This is a genomic window from Streptomyces sp. NPDC006207 (assembly GCF_040613835.1).
Classification (GTDB): Bacteria; Actinomycetota; Actinomycetes; order Streptomycetales; family Streptomycetaceae; genus Actinacidiphila.
In genome coordinates, this window is record NZ_JBEXSX010000035.1 from 60,483 (window position 1) to 77,658 (window position 17,176).

At 74.2% G+C, this 17,176-nt stretch carries 15 protein-coding genes; 2 read left to right on the top strand and 13 right to left on the bottom strand.

The window, feature by feature from the left end; translation table 11 throughout:
• Positions 1–11 precede the first annotated feature (11 nt).
• The 7 genes from ABZ312_RS26215 to ABZ312_RS26245 all read right to left on the bottom strand — a co-directional run bounded on the left by ABZ312_RS26215 (position 12) and on the right by ABZ312_RS26245 (position 6,756).
• Positions 12–1,250, bottom strand: a complete 1,239-nt coding sequence (locus tag ABZ312_RS26215) for a hypothetical protein (RefSeq protein ID WP_500328699.1) — start codon at positions 1,248–1,250, stop codon at positions 12–14.
• Positions 1,251–1,294: 44 nt separating this feature from the next.
• Entirely contained in the window at positions 1,295–2,302 is a 1,008-nt protein-coding gene (locus ABZ312_RS26220; protein WP_500438902.1) for a hypothetical protein, read from the bottom strand.
• Positions 2,303–2,307: 5 nt separating this feature from the next.
• Entirely contained in the window at positions 2,308–3,450 is a 1,143-nt protein-coding gene (locus ABZ312_RS26225; RefSeq protein WP_500328638.1) for a DUF916 domain-containing protein, read from the bottom strand.
• Between the two features lie 72 nt (positions 3,451–3,522).
• Positions 3,523–4,848 (bottom strand): beta-xylosidase, encoded by a 1,326-nt coding sequence (locus ABZ312_RS26230; RefSeq protein ID WP_500328639.1) that lies wholly within the window; start codon positions 4,846–4,848, stop codon positions 3,523–3,525.
• A gap of 116 nt (positions 4,849–4,964) precedes the next feature.
• Positions 4,965–5,603 carry an LPXTG cell wall anchor domain-containing protein gene (locus ABZ312_RS26235; protein ID WP_500438909.1) on the bottom strand — a complete coding sequence of 213 codons (639 nt, stop codon included), beginning with the start codon at positions 5,601–5,603 and terminating at the stop codon, positions 4,965–4,967.
• A gap of 142 nt (positions 5,604–5,745) precedes the next feature.
• Positions 5,746–6,246 carry an ATP-binding protein gene (locus ABZ312_RS26240; protein ID WP_500328640.1) on the bottom strand — a complete coding sequence of 167 codons (501 nt, stop codon included), beginning with the start codon at positions 6,244–6,246 and terminating at the stop codon, positions 5,746–5,748.
• A gap of 141 nt (positions 6,247–6,387) precedes the next feature.
• Entirely contained in the window at positions 6,388–6,756 is a 369-nt protein-coding gene (locus ABZ312_RS26245; protein WP_499512192.1) for an STAS domain-containing protein, read from the bottom strand.
• A gap of 196 nt (positions 6,757–6,952) precedes the next feature.
• Between ABZ312_RS26245 and ABZ312_RS26250 the strand changes: the two genes are divergently transcribed.
• Positions 6,953–7,837: an RNA polymerase sigma factor SigF gene (locus ABZ312_RS26250; protein WP_500328641.1), complete on the top strand. Its 885-nt coding sequence runs from the start codon at positions 6,953–6,955 to the stop codon at positions 7,835–7,837.
• Between the two features lie 69 nt (positions 7,838–7,906).
• On the opposite strand, the gene ABZ312_RS26255 is transcribed toward ABZ312_RS26250, so the two are convergent.
• From ABZ312_RS26255 to hutU, 5 genes are read right to left on the bottom strand one after another with little or no spacing between them, the layout of a single operon-like run.
• The gene (locus ABZ312_RS26255; protein WP_500328642.1) at positions 7,907–9,520 is read right to left on the bottom strand and encodes a beta-N-acetylhexosaminidase; all 1,614 of its coding nucleotides are present in this window, start codon (positions 9,518–9,520) and stop codon (positions 7,907–7,909) included.
• A gap of 50 nt (positions 9,521–9,570) precedes the next feature.
• Entirely contained in the window at positions 9,571–10,743 is a 1,173-nt protein-coding gene (hutI, locus tag ABZ312_RS26260; RefSeq protein ID WP_500357056.1) for an imidazolonepropionase, read from the bottom strand.
• Positions 10,740–12,098, bottom strand: coding sequence for a formimidoylglutamate deiminase (locus tag ABZ312_RS26265; RefSeq protein WP_500438910.1), 1,359 nt, complete (start codon positions 12,096–12,098; stop codon positions 10,740–10,742). Before ABZ312_RS26265 ends, hutI begins: the two co-directional genes overlap by 4 nt.
• Positions 12,095–13,303, bottom strand: a complete 1,209-nt coding sequence (locus ABZ312_RS26270) for an allantoate amidohydrolase (protein WP_500328644.1) — start codon at positions 13,301–13,303, stop codon at positions 12,095–12,097. The genes ABZ312_RS26265 and ABZ312_RS26270 overlap by 4 nt, the downstream gene beginning before the upstream one ends.
• Complete coding sequence (gene hutU, locus ABZ312_RS26275; RefSeq protein WP_500328645.1) at positions 13,300–14,994, bottom strand: urocanate hydratase; 1,695 nt, start codon at positions 14,992–14,994, stop codon at positions 13,300–13,302. The genes ABZ312_RS26270 and hutU overlap by 4 nt, the downstream gene beginning before the upstream one ends.
• 197 nt (positions 14,995–15,191) lie before the next feature.
• On the opposite strand from hutU, the gene ABZ312_RS26280 reads away from it, so the two are divergent.
• Positions 15,192–16,481, top strand: a complete 1,290-nt coding sequence (locus ABZ312_RS26280; RefSeq protein ID WP_500328646.1) for a type III PLP-dependent enzyme domain-containing protein — start codon at positions 15,192–15,194, stop codon at positions 16,479–16,481.
• Between the two features lie 39 nt (positions 16,482–16,520).
• On the opposite strand, the gene ABZ312_RS26285 is transcribed toward ABZ312_RS26280, so the two are convergent.
• On the bottom strand, positions 16,521–17,099 hold the full coding sequence (locus ABZ312_RS26285; protein WP_500438903.1) for a hypothetical protein: 579 nt from the start codon (positions 17,097–17,099) through the stop codon (positions 16,521–16,523).
• Between the last annotated feature and the right edge of the window lie 77 nt (positions 17,100–17,176).

Sequence of the window (17,176 nt, forward strand, 5' to 3'; positions counted from 1 at the left end):
CGCGCCCCGGGTCAGCGCCGCAGGCGGCTCCACGGGGTGAAGGTGAAGACCGCGCCGCCGAGGAGGAGCACGGTCCCCGCGACGAGGGCGAGGGCGTGCAGGGCGGCCCGGTCGGAGGAACCGGTGTCGGCGAGGCCGCCGGAGGTGCCGGTCGTGCCGCCCGACGTGCCGGACGACCCGCCGGAACCGCCGGTGATGCCGCCCTCCTGGCCGGTGACGTCCAGGGTCAGGGAGACTCCGGGGTCCTTGGTGGGGGTGCAGGTCGTGGTGGTGCCGAGGGCCTCGACGGTCAGCACGCCCGGGGTGAGGGTGGCCTGCCCGTCGTGGGCGGGTGTGTACCTGCCGGTGAGGTCGGGGATCTCGATGGGGTCGCCCGCCTTGATGGGGTCCTTGTTGGTGGGGCCCTCGACGGCGACCTCGCCCTGGTCCACGCCGCCGACCTCGACCTTCATGGAGGGTTTGACGGAGTCGGCGGGTATGTCGGCGGGGCTGTCCATCACGGACTCGCCGAAGCGGACGGTGAGGTCGTAGGCGCCGCCCTTCTCCTCGGCGTCGATCCGCACGGGCGAGACCGCGCTCTTGTCGCCGATCGGGGTCTTGCAGGCGTAGGAGACGTCGACCTCCTTGCCGGTGTGGGAGGTTCCGCCGGTGGCGGTGCCGCTGGGCGTGGTGCTGGGCCTCGTCGTGGGGGTGGTGCTCGGCGTGGTGGTGGGGGTCGTGGTCGGGGTGGTCGTCGGCGTGCCGGTGCCGCCGCCGTCCGCCGTCACCTTGATCGTCGCGGCGACCGGGACGGTGCCGGTGGGCACGCACGTGGTGTCCGTGGAGAAGGCGTTGATGGCGTAACCGCCGGGGGTGAGCGTCACGTCGCCGGGTGCGGTGAGCTTCAGCGTGCCCTTCATGTCGGAGAGCTTCATTTCGCTGTTCTTGGGGATCGCCGGGTTCTCGCGCGGTCCCTCGACGGCCAGGCCGCCGCTCTGGGCGCCGGCGACGGTGATCTCACCGGACGGCTTGACGCTGTTCGCGGGGAGGTCGATGAGGTCCGGGTTCTTGGAGGCGGCCTGGGTGAACTTCCAGACCACCTCGATCTCGTCGCCCACCGCGGCCGTGGCGGGCGCGCTGATGTCCGCCTTGGTGGTCCCGTTGACCTTGGGCAGGCCGGACGCCGCGGGCGGGGTGCACTCGGTGGCGTACGCCACTTCGGCGGCAGCGGCCGGGAGGGCCGCGGCGAGGACGCCCGCACCGCTGAGCATCAGGGCGAGGCCGACGGCGGTGGCGGCCCGGGATCGTCGGTGGGTCACGTGTGGTTCCTTTCGTGGCGGTGGGCGGTGCCGTCCGTCCATGAGGTGGCCTCAGCGGTGCGGTGCTGCGGCTGGTGGTCGTGGCTGAACCACGGCAGGGTGGGCGCCGGGCCGGCCGGCGGGCCGGGGGGCGGGCCCGCAGGTCCCGGGGCACGCGGGCGGACCCGGTTGACGACGGCCATGCAGAGCCGGAAGAGCGCGGCGGGCACGACGACGCAGAGCAGGAGCCAGAAGAGGGTCACGCCCCAGGGGCGCGGGACGTCCCAGGGCTCGGTGACCAGCACCTTGCCCCCGTGTTCCAGGGTCACGGTGTAGTCGCCGTGGGCGCCGGCCGCCAGCTCGACGGGCAACTCGACCCGGGCCTTCCTGCCCGGCTGGACGGTGCCGCGCCAGGTGCGCTCCTCCCACTGGGGCCCGAAGAGCTCGTGGGAGGTGCCGACCCGGAAGACGGGGTCCTTGGCCGGGCCCGTGCCGAGGTTGCCGACGGTGAGCACCAGGCGCCGGCCGGGCGGGGCGCCGAACCAGGTGAGCAGGCCGTTCGAGCCGTCGAGCCGGGCGCTGAGCACGGCGAGCCGGCCATCGCCGGTGCGCTCGGGCAGCGGGGCGGTCGGGTGGCCGGCGACGACGAAGGGCGCGTCCACCACCGTGTGCTCACCGGTGACGGTGGCGACGTGGACGACGCACGGGCAGGGCTCGGGCGGCTCCGCGACCGCCATCGCGCGGCGGAAGGCGCCGTGGGCGTCGGTGGTGACGGCCCGGCCGTACGCGTTGGCACAGGAGTTGGTGCCGCCGATCGCGTTCTGGCCGCAGATCAGCAGCGTGAGCAGGGTGTGCGGCCGCCAGCCGGTGCCCCGTACGGTGATGTCGCCGCCGGCGCCGGCCTGCTCGGGGCTGACGGTCACGGCCGGGCCGGGAGCCGCCGCGGAAGGGGCGGGGGCGCTCAGGAGGAGCAGCGCGAGGAGGCAGAGGGCTGCCGCGGGAATCCGGTGGGTGCGCCGTCGCATGGGCCTCACGCCGTCCTGCCGCCGACGGTCGCGCCGGTGGCGCCGGGGTCGTCGGGTCCGCCGCCCGCGCGGGCCGCGAGGTCGGTGCCGCCGGCCTCGCACGGCTCCTCCCCCACCGCCGGGTCCGCCGGCGCCGCCCGGCGCCGCGCGCGGACCCGCACCAGCAGGATGACCAGGCCCCCGAGGAGGGCCAGGGCGAGGCCCACGGCCGCCCAGGGCACCGCGAGGAACGAGGCGCCGGCGGTCTCGTCGACGTCGGCGCGTACCGCGGTGACGCGCAGCCGCACGCCGACCCGGTCGAACTGCGGGGCGCCCGCCCAGGGCTCGGTGAGCTCGACGCGCTGGCCGGGCAGCAGTTCCAGGGGCAGGGTGCGTGCCGGGCGGTCCAGCAGCGTGCGGCCGAACAGGCCCCGCGCGGTGACGGCGAGCCGCGGGGTGAGCGAGACGTTGCCCCGGTTCACGAGGGTGTAGCGGATGGTGGCGTGGCTGTCGCCGGTGCCGGGGAACAGCGGTCCGCCGTGGCCGACGGTGACGTGCTCCACGGACAGGGCGGCGAGGCCTGGTCCTGCGACGCGCAGGTAGACGCGGGCCCCGACGGCCCTGCGCACGCCCACCCGTACGTCGCCCGGGGCGGCGCCGACGCGGGTGTCGAGGGCGACGATCGCACCGGGGTGGTCGCCGGGCGAGGCGTCGGTCGGGACGGTGACGGTGAAGGGGATGTCGGCGCGGGTGCGGGCGGGGATGGTGATGCTGCTCCGGGCCAGCCGTACCCAGGAGCCGAGGTCGGTGTTCTCCTCGTCGGCACCGCGCACGGCGAAGCCGCCGTCGCGCGGGGTGTTGTAGGCGTCGGCGCCGTAGAGCCGGAAGGTCATCGGCCCGCCCGAGAGGTTGGAGACGGAGACCTTGTCCGCGATCGTGGTTCCGGGGTCGGCCTCCAGGGTGAAGAAGGGCCGTTCCTGGGCGGTGGGGCTGCGGTCCTTCGCCCCGGCGGCCGGGGCCGGGAAGACCGACCAGCGGCCGTTGTCCGCGGCGAGGGCGGCGGGTGCGGATGCCGTGCCGAGGCCGAGGAGACCGAGCAGGACGAGGAGGACGAGGAGGACGGTCGGGAGCGCGCCGGACGCCCTGGCTCCGGCACTGGCTCTGGTCATGACGGCGCTCCCTCGCGGTCCGGTGGTGGGCCGGTCGTGGCGGCCGGCCCACCCGAGCTATCTGACTGTGCGTCAGGTAAGCGTGAGGGTCAAGACTCCGGAGTAGCTTCCCGTGGCGGAGAACGCGGGCACGTCCAGCGACAGCCCCGCGTCCACGGTGAACTCGCCGCCGGTCAGGGTCCCGTCGGACGCCTGGGCCAGCGTCGCGCCCGCGCTGCCCACGGTGCCGGCGGAGCCCGCGGCGCAGGTGCTGGGACTGCCGGACGCCGCGACGCACGCGGGCTGCCAGCTGAGCCGGTCGGCGCCGATGAGCGCGCCGCCGGGCCCCTTGAAGTCGGTGACCTTGCCGGTGAGCGACCAGCCCGTGCTCCCGCCGCGGAAGTCCTTGACGGTCACGGTCTGCAGTGCGCCCGTGGAGGGGCCGCCCTCGCCGAAGTCGACGGGGGCCATCTCGACGGTGTCCCCGGCCTGGGTCATCGACAGGGTGCCCGCCTTCACCGAGGTGGTGAGCTTCTGACTGCCCGGCGGCGGCGGGGTGGTGTCGATGACGGTGTAGGCCACCGGCCCGGCGGCGGTCGCCGGGTCGTACCCGCCGCCCTCGAACGCGACGATGCCGGTGGTGTCGAGGTCGCCGACGGCCAGCGTCGCGCTGAAGGCACCGGAGCCGTCGGCCGTGGCGGAGGTGGACTCACCGGTGGCGGTGGCGCCCTGGACGCCCGCGACGGTCACGGCGGCGCCCGCGGTGAAGCCGGTGCCCGTGACCGTGACCTGCGCCCCGATCGGGCCGGAGGAGGAACCGAGCGCGATGTGTCGGCCGTTGGGCGCGGCCACGGTGATGGTCTCGGCGACGGGGGCGGGCGGGTTGAGCACGGTGCAGGGGGTGTCGGCCGAGATGCCGTAGTCGGAGTGGACGTTGTAGTCGCCCGGGGTGAGGGTGATCTGACCGGGCGCGGTGACCGTGAAGGTGCCGGTGATGGTGAAGTTCGGGAAGTCGGCACCGGCCGGGATGACCGGGTTCTCCTTGGGGCCGACGAGGGTGAGCTCCTGCGTCTGCGCGCCGCCGAGCCGCACCTTGACGGTCGGGGTGATCTGGTCCTCGGGGATGGGGAGGTTGAAGCTGCTGGTGTTGGCCATGGGGCCGTCCAGCACGTAGGTGACGGTGACCGTGTCGCCGACCTGCGGGGTCGTGTCGCTCACCGAGATGTCGGCGACGGTCGGCCCGTCGAACGGCGGGATGCCGGAGATGCCCGGCGGAATGCAGTGCACCTGGAAGGCGGAGGCCGCCGCGGCGACGGGCCCGGCGAGGAGGGTCCCGCCGCCCAGTGCGAGGGCGAACGCCCCGAGCACGGCGGCGGACCTCCGTCTCCATAAGGCGCCATTGCGAGGAAACGCGATCATTTTGCACCTCTTGATCACTTTTCTGGTACAGAGTCCCTTTCTGTACCGCCGACGGTCATTGACGTCCGGCGATCAAGAGAAGTCAATGCGAAAGCCTGACCGAATTTGACGGACCGTCAGATACGGTGTCCTGGACGGCGGGTCAGCCAGAGCACGCCGGCGGCGCCCAGGAGCAGGACGGTGCCACCGAGGGTGCCCAGGGCGACGGCGCCGTCCTCGGGCCCGGTCCGCGGCAGGGACTCGCCGCCGGACCCGCCCGAACCGCCGGAGGCGGAGCCGCCCTTGGACCCGGCCGCCGCGGTGACATCGAGGGTCAGCGAGGGCCCCGGGCCGTTCCCCGGGGTGCAGGTCGTCGTCGTACCGAGGGCCTTGATGGTGAGCACCCCCGCGGTGAAGGTGACCTTGCCGCTCCCACGCGGGACGTAGGTGCCCGACAAGTCGTTGATCTTGATCGGGGTGTTCGCGGGCACGGTCGCGGCGTTCGCGGGACCCGACACCCTGAGCGACCCGCTGTCGGCCCCACCGAGGGTGATGAGGGCACTCGGATTCATGGCGCCCTTCCCCAGGTCGACGGGACTGGAGGAGACGCCCTTGCGGAACGACATCACGATCCTGTAGCCCGACCCCGATGTGGTGGCGGTGATGTCGATGGGCGAGACGGCGCTCTTGTCGCCGATCGGGGTCTTGCAGTCGTATTTGACGTCCACGACCTTCGCGTACGCGGCCGGGGCGCTGCCGAGGACGGCCGCCGCCATGACGGCGCCGACGGTGGACACCGCGGCCACCTTGCGCTTGGGGAGCGACACCGGATGTCTCCCTTCCCCCAGAAGTTACTGACGATCCATCAGATGTGGCGCGACAGTACGCCCGTGAGGGAAAGAGGGGAAGAGATCCGGCTCAGGCCGGGGCGGCGACCTCGGCCCAGACCGTCTTGCCCGGCCGGCCGTCGGCGTGGCGTACGACCCCCCAGTCCAGGCAGAGCCGCTGCACTATGAACATCCCGTGCCCGCCAGGCCGTCCGGCCCGGTGCGGGGTCCGCGGGGCGGGACTGCCGGTGCCGCCGTCGGCGACCTCCAGGCGCAGCGCCTTGGAGTGGCGGAACAGCCGCAGCTCCTCGGGACCGCCCGCGTGCAGGCAGGCGTTGGTGACCAACTCGGACACCACCAGCAGGACGTCCTCGGCCGCCGCGCGGCGGTCCGCGGTCTCGGCCGGCAGCCAGCCCCAGTCGTAGAGGGCCTGGCGGGTGAAGTCACGGGCGCTGGGCACCACGCCGGCCACGTCGGCAAGGGAAAGCCGCCGTGTCTCAGCGTCCTGGGCGCCCTGGGCGCGCGGCGGCAGTGCCGCATCGCCCGGATCCGGGTCGCGGTCGTCGGCCGTAGGGGGCCGGGTGGTGCTCATCAGCGCCTCCACTCACCGATGTCCGCCAGTGTCCGAAGTGATCCCGAGGTCTCTCCTGCCCGGGCCGCTCCGGTGAACACCTCCGGATGCGGACGAAACAGGGCGTGCCACAACGCCCCCCGTGGGGAGCACTGCGGAGGGTCACTCCTTGAGGGCGTCGTCCAGGGTGTCGTGGACGGTGAACACGGCCTCGGCCCCGGTGATCGCGAAGACCTTGGCCACGGCCGGCTTCATCCCGGCCAGATGGACCGCCCCGCCCGCGGCCTCGGCCTTCAGCCGGGTGCCGAGCAGGACGTTGAGTCCGGTGGAGTCGCAGAACTCCAGATGCGTGCAGTCCACCACGAGGGTGCCGAAGCCGTCCTCGATCAGTGTGTCGAGCGGCTCGCGCAGCAGGTCGGCGGTGTGGTGGTCGAGCTCACCGGCAGGTGCCACGACCGCCTTCGTGCCGTACCGCTGCACGGAAACGTGCAGCCGGTCCCGCCCGGCCGTGTCGACCATCTCGCGGTCCATGCACACTCCTCCCGGACGACTCGGCGATCCGCATCTCGCACCCTACGCGCTTCCTGATCAGGGCGGTAGTCGCTCCGGCGGCGGCCCGCAGATCGATGACCGCCGGGTTGCAATATCCACGCCGAACGGGGTAGGCGTTGAGTGTGGGCTGAATTTCACGCTCCGCTTGCCCTGCCGCCGCACCGAGGAGGAGAGCATGGCATCCCGGCTCGACGCGCGCGACGCGTCGGCGACCACCGAGGCCAGCGTCCACGAGGAACACGGAACACCGGAGGGCCTGGAGGACCTCCCGGAGATCCCGCCCTTCGACGAGGTGGGTCCGGTCGACGCTCGGGCCCTGTCCAAGACGCTCTTCCAGCGGCTCGAGACGCTGGAGGAGGGCACGCCCGAGTACAGCTACGTACGCAACACGCTGGTCGAGCTCAACCTCGCCCTGGTGAAGTTCGCCGCCTCCCGGTTCCGCTCCCGCAGCGAACCCGTCGAGGACATCGTTCAGGTGGGCACGATCGGGCTGATCAAGGCCATCGACCGCTTCGAGCTGAGCCGCGGGGTCGAGTTCCCCACGTTCGCGATGCCGACGATCATCGGCGAGATCAAGCGCTTCTTCCGTGACACCTCCTGGTCCGTGCGGGTCCCGCGCCGGCTTCAGGAGCTGCGGCTGGACCTGGCCAAGGCCGGTGACGAGCTCGCACAGCAGCTGGACCGCGCGCCGACCGTCGCCGAGCTGGCCGACAGGCTGCAGATCACCGAGTCCGAGGTCGTCGAGGGCATGAGCGCCAGCAACGCGTACACCGCGAGCTCGCTGGACGCCCAGCCCGAGGAGGACGACTCCGAGGGGGCCCTCGCCGACCGCATCGGCTACGAGGACCACGGTCTGGAGGGGATCGAGTACGTGGAGTCCCTCAAGCCGCTGATCGCCGAGCTCCCGGCGCGCGACCGGCAGATCCTCTCGTTGCGCTTCGTGGGCAACATGACACAGTCCGAGATCGGTGAGGAGCTCGGCATCTCCCAGATGCACGTCTCGCGGCTGCTCAGCCGCACCCTCGGGCGGCTGCGGCGGGGGCTGCTCGTGGAGGAGTGACCGTTCCCCTTCCCCGGCACGGCGCGGTGGGCCCGCTGAGAGTTTGCTCTCACCGGGCCCGGCCTTCCCTCAGGACAGTCCGGCGACGTCGCCGGGGCCGGTGGCGGCGGCCGGCCAGTCGATGCCGGGAGCCCGGTGGTGGTTCATCCCCATCGCCGTCCACCGCGGGCCCTGGGCCGCCAGTCGCTCCCGGAAGGACGCCCAGCCGGTGCGCGCCGCGGGGGTCCAGCCGCGTTCGGCGACGGCGGGCAGGCGGGGGAAGGCCATGTACTCGATGTCGGCGCTGCTGGTGACCGTCTCGGACCACAGCGGGGCCTCGACACCGAGGACGGCGTCGGCCGGGGCGCCCGCGACGAGGTCAGCGGGGTCCCAGTCGTAGGCGCGCCGGACGTCGATCCGGCCCGCCCAGGAGGTACCGAGCGGGGTGTCCTCGTCGTACTTCATGTCGAGGTAGGCGCGGTCGGCCGGCGACAGGATCAGCCGGGTGCCCGCGCGGGCGGCGGCCGCGACGTCGGCCTGGTCCTTGGCGCCGGTCCCCCAGTACTGGGCGACGGCGCCCGGGACGGGGTGGGCGCCGGTCAGCTGGTGCCAGCCGACGGGCGTCTTGCCGAGCCCGCCGACCACCGCCTGCGCACGGTCCATGAGGGCGACGTAGTCGGCGTGGGGCGTGGCCCGCGCCTCGTCGCCGCCGATGTGCAGGTACGGGCCGGGGGTGAGGGCGGCCACCTCGCGCAGGACGGTCTCCACGAAGGCGGTGGTGGCGGGCCTGGACACGCAGAGCGAGCTGAAGCCGACCTTGGTGCCCGTGTAGAGCTCGCGGGCGACGCCGTCGCAGTTGAGCCCCGCGTAGGCGGCGAGGGCGGCGTTGGTGTGGCCCGGCATGTCGATCTCGGGCACGACGGTCATGTAGCGGCTCGCCGCGTACGCCACGATCTCGCGGTAGTCGGCCTTGCTGTAGAACCCGCCCGGACCGCCGCCGACCTCGGTGCTGCCCCCGTGGGCGGTCAGCCGGGGCAGGCCGTCGACGGCGATGCGCCAGCCCTGGTCGTCGGTCAGGTGCAGGTGCAGTCGGTTGATCTTGTAGAGGGCGAGCTGGTCGACGTAGCGCTCGACCTCGTCCACGGTGAAGAAGTGGCGCGCCACGTCCAGCATCGCGCCGCGGTAGCCGTAGCGCGGGGCGTCGGAGATCGTGCCGCCCGGGACGGTCCACGGCCGCCGGACGACGTACCGGCGCTCGACGTCGGCGGGCAGCAACTGCCGCAGCGTCTGCACCCCGTGGAAGAGCCCGGCGGGCGTGGCCGCGCGGATGACGACGGAACGGGCGGTGGACCGCAGGGTGTAGCCCTCCGCCCCGGTGCGGGCGGCGGTGTCGAGCGCGAGCACGATGCCTTCCCTGGCCCGGTCCGCCGTCACGGGCAGGGCGTACCCGGTCGACGGCCGCAGCAGCGCGGCCAGTTGGCCGGCGATCGCCCCGGCCTGTGCGGAGCCGCCGGGGACGTGGATCCCGGCGGCGTCCCCGAGGGTGAAGGCCGTCCCGTCCGGCTCGACCGAGGACGGCGCGGGCACGACCTGCCCGAGCGGCCGGACCTCGTCGGCGTCCGGGCGGGACGGTACCGCCGTGGCGAACGGGGCCGCGGCCACCAGGGACAGCAGGGCCACGGTCAGCACACGTCGAGGTCTCATTCCCGAACGTCTACCACTGGAGCGGCCGCGTCCGCCCGCACCGGGGCGGATCAGATCGATGCGCGCACCCCGCGCCGCCACACGGCGGACACCAGCGGTACCCCCGGCCGGTAGGCGAGGTGGACGTGCGAGGGGGCGTCCAGCAGCACCGCGTCGGCCCGCGCGCCGGGCGCGAGCCGCCCGACGTCGTCCCGGCGCAGCGCCAGCGCCCCGCCCAGGGTCGCGGCCCGCACCGCCTCGTCGGGGGTCATCCGCATGTCCCGTACGGCGACGGCCACGCAGAAGGGCATGGAACTGGTGAAGGAGGAGCCGGGGTTGCAGTCCGTGGACAGCGCGACGGTGGCGCCCGCGTCGATCAGCCGCCGCGCGTCGGGGTAGACGGCGCGGGTGGAGAACTCGGCGCCGGGCAGCAGCGTCGCGACCGTGCGGCTGTCGGCGAGCGCGTCGACGTCGGCGTCGGTGAGGTGGGTGCAGTGGTCGGCGGAGGCCGCGTCCAGCTCCACGGCGAGCTGCACACCCGGGCCGTGGCCGAGCTGGTTGGCGTGCACCCGCGGGACCAGACCGCGGGCGGCACCGGCGGTGAGGACGGCGCGGGCCTGGTCGCCGTCGAAGGCGCCGCGCTCGCAGAAGACGTCGACCCAACGGGCGTACGGGGCGCAGGCGTCGAGCATGGGGCCGGTGACCAGGTCGACGTAGCCGGCCGGGTCGTCGGCGTACTCGGGGGCGACGATGTGCGCGCCGAGGAAGGTGACCTCGTCGGCGTGGTCGCCGGCGATGCGCAGGGCGCGGGCCTCGTCGTGCGGGGTGAGGCCGTAGCCGGACTTGGTCTCGATGGTCGTGGTGCCCTGGCGCAGCGCCTCGGCGACGTAGCGGGCGACGTTGGCGTGCAGCTCCTCGTCGCTCGCGGCCCGGGTGGCGGCGACGGTGGTGCGGATGCCGCCCGCGGTGTACGCCTGGCCCGACATGCGGGCGTTGAACTCGCGGGTGCGGTCGCCGGCGAAGACCAGGTGCGAATGGGAGTCGACGAAGCCGGGGATGACGGCCCGGCCGGCCGCGTCGTACGACTCGTCCGCTGCGGGCGCCGCCGCGGAGGGGCCGACCCAGGCCACGTGCTCGCCGTCGATGACGAGCGCCGCGTCCTCCAGCAGCCCCAGCGGGCCATCGCCGAGCGCCGGGTCGTTGGTGACCAGGCTGCCGATGTTGGTGATGACGCTGCTGCTCATGACGGGCTTCCTTCGGCGGCGGATACGGCGGAGATCGCGGCGGTCAGGGCCGCGCCCACGTCGTGGACGAGCTGGTGCGCGCCGTCGCGGACGACGTGGCGGCCGCCGACCACCGTGTGGCGGACGTCGGCGCCGGTGGCCGCGAAGACGGCGGTCTCGGCGCCGAGCCGGGCCGGGGGGCCCGCGGTGCGCGCGCTGTCCAGCGCGATCGTGGTGAAGTCGGCGAGCGCCCCCGCCTCCAGTCGCCCGGCGTCGGCCCAGCCCAGGCCGGCGTGACCGTCCGTGGTGGCGGCGCGCAGCAGCTCGGCGGCGGTCCAGTGGCCGCGGGTGCGGGTGCGCAGCCGCTCGTCCAGCTCCATGGCCCGCGCCTCCTCGAACAGGTCGATCACGGCGTGGCTGTCGCTGCCGAGGCTGAGCGGGCTGCCCGCCTCCTGCAGCCGCCTGGCCGGGCCGATCCCGTCGGCGAGATCCCGTTCGGTGGTGGGGCACATGCAGATCGTGGTGCCGGAGCCGCCGAGCAGCGCGATGTCCTCGTCGGTGAGGTGGGTGGCGTGCACGGCCGAGGTGCGCGGGCCGAGCACACCGTGGTCGGCGAGGAGCCGGGTGGGGGTGACGCCGTGGGCGGCGAGGCAGGCCTCGTTCTCGGCGGGCTGTTCGGACAGGTGGACGTGGAGCGGCGCCTGGCGGTCCTCGGCCCATCGGACGACGGTGGCCAGCTGGTCGGCCGGGACCGCGCGCACCGAGTGCACGGCCGCGCCGATCCGCGCGTGGGGCCGCTCGGCGAGGGCGGACGCGCGCTCGGCCCAGCCCTCGGCGTCGCCGTCGCCGAAGCGCAGCTGGTGCGGTTCGGGGGCGGCGCCGAAGCCGGAGGAGAGGTAGACGGTGTCGAGGAGGGTGATGCGGATGCCCGCCTCGTCCGCGGCGGCGATCAGCGCCTCGCCCATGGCGTTGGGCTCGTCGTAGGGGGCGCCGCCGGGCCGGTGGTGCACGTAGTGGAACTCGCCGACGCAGGTGATGCCCGCCAGGGCCATCTCCGCGTACGCGGCGCGGGCGAGGTCGAAGTAGGTGTCGGGGGTCAGCGCGGCCGCGACCCGGTACATGACCTCGCGCCAGGTCCAGAAGGTGCCGCTGCCCTGCTGCACCGTGCCGCGCAGGGCCCGGTGGAAGGCATGGCTGTGGGCGTTGGCCAGCCCCGGCAGGGTGAGCCCGCGCAGCGTCACGGCGCCGACGGGCGGCGCGGCGGCCCCGGTGCGCAGGGCGGCGATCCGGCCGTCGGCGGTGGTGTCGACGACCACGCCCCGTTCGACGCGGCCGCCGGTCCACGCGTACTCGGCCCAGTAGCTCTGCGGCGTCAGCGACACGCCAGGCCCTCCAGTACGTCGGCGAGTGCGGTCACCCCGGCCAGGCAGTCGTCCTCGGTGGCCGTCTCGGCCGGGGAGTGCGAGACCCCGGTGGGGTTCCGTACGAACAGCATGGCGGTCGGGACGGCCTCGGAGAGGATGCCGGCGTCGTGTCCCGCCCCGGTCGGCAGCACGGGGGCGTTCCCCAGCAGCTTGGCGAGTTCGTCGCGCAGGCCGTGCGCGAACTCCACGACCGGGGTGAAGGACTCCCGGGTGACCTCCACCCGGACCCCGTCGCGCTCGCCCCGCTCGACCGCGGCGCGCTCGATCTCGCCGACGACCTCGGCGAGGGTGGCCTCGTCGGCGGCGCGCGAGTCCAGCCAGCCGCGTACGAGGGAGGCGATGGCGTTGACGCCGTTGGGCTCGACGCCGACCTTGCCGAAGGTGGCGAGCGCGCCGGCGAGCCGGGCCTTCTTGCGGGCGGCGAGCACCGTGTTGGCGTACGTCAGCATCGGGTCGCGGCGGTCCTCCAGGCGGGTGGTGCCCGCGTGGTTGGCCTCGCCGTGGAAGTCGAACCGCCAGCGGCCGTGCGGCCAGATGGCGGAGGCGACGCCCACCGCGTGCGGGGTGTCGGCCAGGAAGCGGCCCTGCTCGACGTGGAGCTCGACGAACGCGCCGATACGGGCGAGGCGTGCGGGGTCCGGGCCGATCGCCTCGGGGTCGTGCCCGGCCCGCTCCATGGCCTGCGCCAGGGTGACTCCGTCGCCGTCGCGCAGCGCGTGGGCCTTCTCGGCGGTGAGCTGTCCCGCGGTCAGCCGGGAGCCCACGCAGGCCAGCCCGAAGCGGGCGCCCTCCTCGTCGCCGAAGTTGACGATCGCCAGCGGCTTGGCGGGCGCGGCGCCCCGGGCCCGCAGCTCGTCCAGCGCCGCGAAGGAGGACACGACGCCCAGCGGCCCGTCGAAGGCACCGCCGTCCGGCACCGAGTCCAGGTGCGAACCGGTCACCACGGCGTCGCCGGCGGTGGGATCACCCAGCCAGGCCCACTGGTTGCCGTTGCGGTCGAGCTCGTACGCCAGGCCCCGGCCCTCGGCCTGCGCCTTGAACCAGGCGCGGCAGTCGGCGTCCGCGCCGGTCCAGGCGTAGCGGCGGTAGCCGCCGGAGCCGGAGTCGCGGCCGATGGGCCGCAACTCCGTCCACATCTCGTGGAACGAGGAGGTCACGCCTCCCCGCCTTCGACGCCCTCGCCGCCCTCGCGCATGGGCACGCGCACACCGCGCTCGGCGGCGACCTCGTCGGCGCGGTCGTACCCGGCGTCGACGTGCCGGATGACGCCCATGCCCGGGTCGTTGGTGAGCACACGGCGGATCTTCTCGCCCGCCAGCTTGGTGCCGTCGGCGACGGTGACCTGGCCGGCGTGGATGGAGCGGCCGATGCCGACGCCGCCGCCGTGGTGGATGGAGACCCAGGAGGCGCCGGAGGCGACGTTGACCATGGCGTTGAGCAGCGGCCAGTCGGCGATCGCGTCGGAGCCGTCGAGCATGGCCTCGGTCTCGCGGTACGGGGAGGCGACGGAGCCCGCGTCGAGGTGGTCGCGGCCGATGACCACCGGGGCGGCCAGCGTGCCGTCGGCGACCATCTCGTTGAAGCGCTCGCCGGCCTTGTCGCGCTCGCCGTAGCCGAGCCAGCAGATGCGCGCGGGCAGGCCCTGGAAGTGGACCCGCTCACCGGCCATCTTGATCCAGCGGGCCAGCGACTCGTTCTCCGGGAAGAGCTCCAGGATCGCCTTGTCGGTCTTGGCGATGTCGGCCGGGTCGCCGGACAGCGCCGCCCAGCGGAAGGGGCCCTTGCCCTCGCAGAACAGCGGGCGGATGTAGGCCGGGACGAAGCCGGGGAAGGCGAACGCCCGGTCGTAGCCAGCGAGCTGGGCCTCGCCGCGGATGGAGTTGCCGTAGTCGAAGACCTCGGCGCCCGCGTCCATGAAGCCGACCATGGCCTCGACGTGCTTGGCCATCGCCTCGCGGGCGCGCTGGGTGAACTCGGCGGGCTTCTCGGCCGCGTACGAGGTCATGTCCTCGAAGTCGACACCGATCGGCAGGTACGCCAGCGGGTCGTGGGCGGAGGTCTGGTCGGTGACGACGTCGATGGGCGCGTCCATGGCGAGCAGCTGCGGCACCAGCTCGGCCGCGTTGCCCAGGACGCCGATGCTCAGCGGCTTGCGCTGGTCGCGGGCCTCGGTGGCGAGGGCGAGCGCGTGCTCCAGGGAGTCGGCGCGCACGTCCAGGTAGCGGTGCTCGATGCGGCGCTCGATGGCGCGCGGGTCGCAGTCGATGCAGATGGCGACGCCGCCGTTCATGGTGACGGCGAGCGGCTGGGCGCCGCCCATGCCGCCGAGACCGGCGGTGAGGGTGATGGTGCCGGCCAGGCTGCCGCCGAACTTCTTCTCCGCGACGGCGGCGAAGGTCTCGTACGTGCCCTGCAGGATGCCCTGGGTGCCGATGTAGATCCACGAACCGGCCGTCATCTGGCCGTACATGGTCAGGCCCAGCGCCTCCAGGCGGCGGAACTCCTCCCAGGTGGCCCAGTCGCCGACGAGGTTGGAGTTGGCGATGAGCACCCGCGGCGCCCACTCGTGGGTCTGCATCACGCCGACCGGGCGGCCGGACTGGACGAGCATCGTCTCGTCCTGCTTCAGCCCCTGCAGGGTGCGGACCATGGCGTCGAAGGAGCGCCAGTCGCGGGCGGCCTTGCCGGTGCCGCCGTACACGACCAGCTTCTCGGGGTGCTCGGCGACCTCCGGGTCGAGGTTGTTCTGCAGCATGCGCAGCGCGGCTTCCTGCTGCCAGCCCTGTGCGGTGAGCGCGCTTCCGCGCGGTGCGCGTACGGTCCTCGGTCCGGCGCCGGTTCCGGTCATGCCCCTGCCTCCTCGCGACTGGATTGAGTCATTCACATCCTTGCCTCCTGAATAGCACTAGTCAACCGGGGCGACGTGCCTCCGGCGCGTCCCGCGGGGCCGTGTCCGGGTCACGTCCCCCACGGGCAGGTCGTACCCGCCGGGGGCCCGTCCGTCACGGGCCCGCCCCGACGGCCTCGGCCTGACACGATGGCGGTATGACGGAGGAACCCGCGGTACGACGGGAACGGGCACTTCGCGCGGCGGTCGGGCAGGGACTGATCGGCACCGACAGGCCGGTGGTGGGCCTGCTGGACCTGGACGGCGTCCGGGCGGCCGCCGCCGATCTGCGGGCGGCCTTCGCCACGCCCGGGGTGGAGGTCACGCACACCTTCGCGGTCAAGGCCGCGTCCCTGGTGCCGGTGCTGCGGCTGCTCTCCGAGGAGGGCATCGGCGCGGAGGTCGCCAGCCCCGGCGAGCTCGCCCTGGCCAGGGCCGCGGGCGTACCCGCCGGAAGGATCGTGCTGGACTCCCCCGCCAAGACCCCGGACGAACTGCGGGAGGCGCTGGCCCTCGGCATCGCCCTCAACGCCGACAACCCGCAGGAGCTGGCGCGCCTGGACCGGCTCGTGCCGCCCGGCACCACCGCAGCCCCGCTGGGCCTGCGGGTCAATCCCCAGGTCGGCGCGGGCAGCATCGGTGCGATGAGCACGGCCACCGCCACGTCGAAGTTCGGCGTCGCCCTGCGCGACGAGGGCGCGGCGCAGTGGGTGGTCCGCGCCTACCTCGACCGTCCCTGGCTCACCCGGCTGCACACCCACACCGGTTCGCAGGGCGTACCCCTGGAACTGATGGCGGCCGGCGTCCGCGCGGCGTACGAGCTCGCCGAGCAGATCAACACGGCGGCCGGGCGCCGGCAGGTCACCACGCTGGACATCGGCGGCGGCCTGCCGGTCAACTTCGCCTCCGACGAGGTCCGGCCGGGCTTCCGCGCCTACGCCGACGCGCTCCGCGCGGCCGTGCCCGGACTCTTCGACGGGCGGTACGCGCTGGTCACCGAGTTCGGGCGGTCACTGGTGGCCAAGCAGGGCACGATCCTGGCGCGCGTGGAGTACGCCAAGACGGCCGGGGGCCGCGCGATCGCCGTGACGCACGCCGGCGCCCAGGTCGCCACGCGCACCGTCTTCGCGCCCGGCGCCTGGCCGCTGCGGGTCCTGGCGCTCGACCCGGAGGGACGCCCCAAGGACGGCGCCCCGGTCGTCCAGGACGTCGCCGGGCCGTGCTGCTTCGCGGGCGACCTCGTCGCCACGGCGCGCGAGCTGCCGCTGCTCGCGGAGGGCGACCTCGTGGCGCTGCCCGACACGGGGGCGTACTACTTCTCGACGCACTTCGCGTACAACTCGCTGCCCCGCCCCGCCGTCCACGGCTACTGCGGGCCCGGCCCGGACTTCCGCACCCTGCGCCGCGCCCAGACGATCGAGGACCTCGTACGGGAGAGCGGCGGCTGAGCCACGGCCGCGCGGCCGTGGCTCGTTCACCCGGACGGGTCAGCGGGCCGCCGCGGCGCGACGGCGGGACGAGCCGCCTGGGCCCGCGTCGCCGGCCACGGGTCCGGTGGCCTCGTAGCCGGGGACGGACGCCGCGGCGGGGCCGCGTCCCACGTACTCGGGCCTGACCCACAGCAGCGTCTCGTGCGCCCGCTCCCAGCGCCCCAGGCGCACCGCCTTGGCCCACAGCCCCGCTCCGGCGCCCGCGAGCAGCATCCCCGCCGCGGCGGGCGCGGCCACGCCGGACGCGAGGGCCACCACGAACGCGGCGAGCAGCCACCACCGCCGGGCCCGGGTCCAGGCGCGCGCCGTGACCCGGCGGTCCTGCAGGAAGACGCCCCGGGGCGCGCGCTCGGCCGCCTCCGCGAGGGCCGTGTACCGCCGCCGCCGCACCAGGAAGGCCACCACCGCGGCGACCACGAAGAGTGCGGCGCCACCCAGCACCCCGATGCGGCGTCCGGTCAGTCCGGGCACGAAGACCCCGACCACCGCCGCCACGACCCCCAGCCACCACAGCCACCGCGCCGGCACCCGTACCAGGACCGCCACCCGCGCCAGCGCATACGCTCCGCGCACCACCGCTGTCTCCCTTCCTCCACGGCTCGTTCCGTCAGTGCTGGGGAGGGAGGTTACTCACGGGACATCAAAATTCCGTG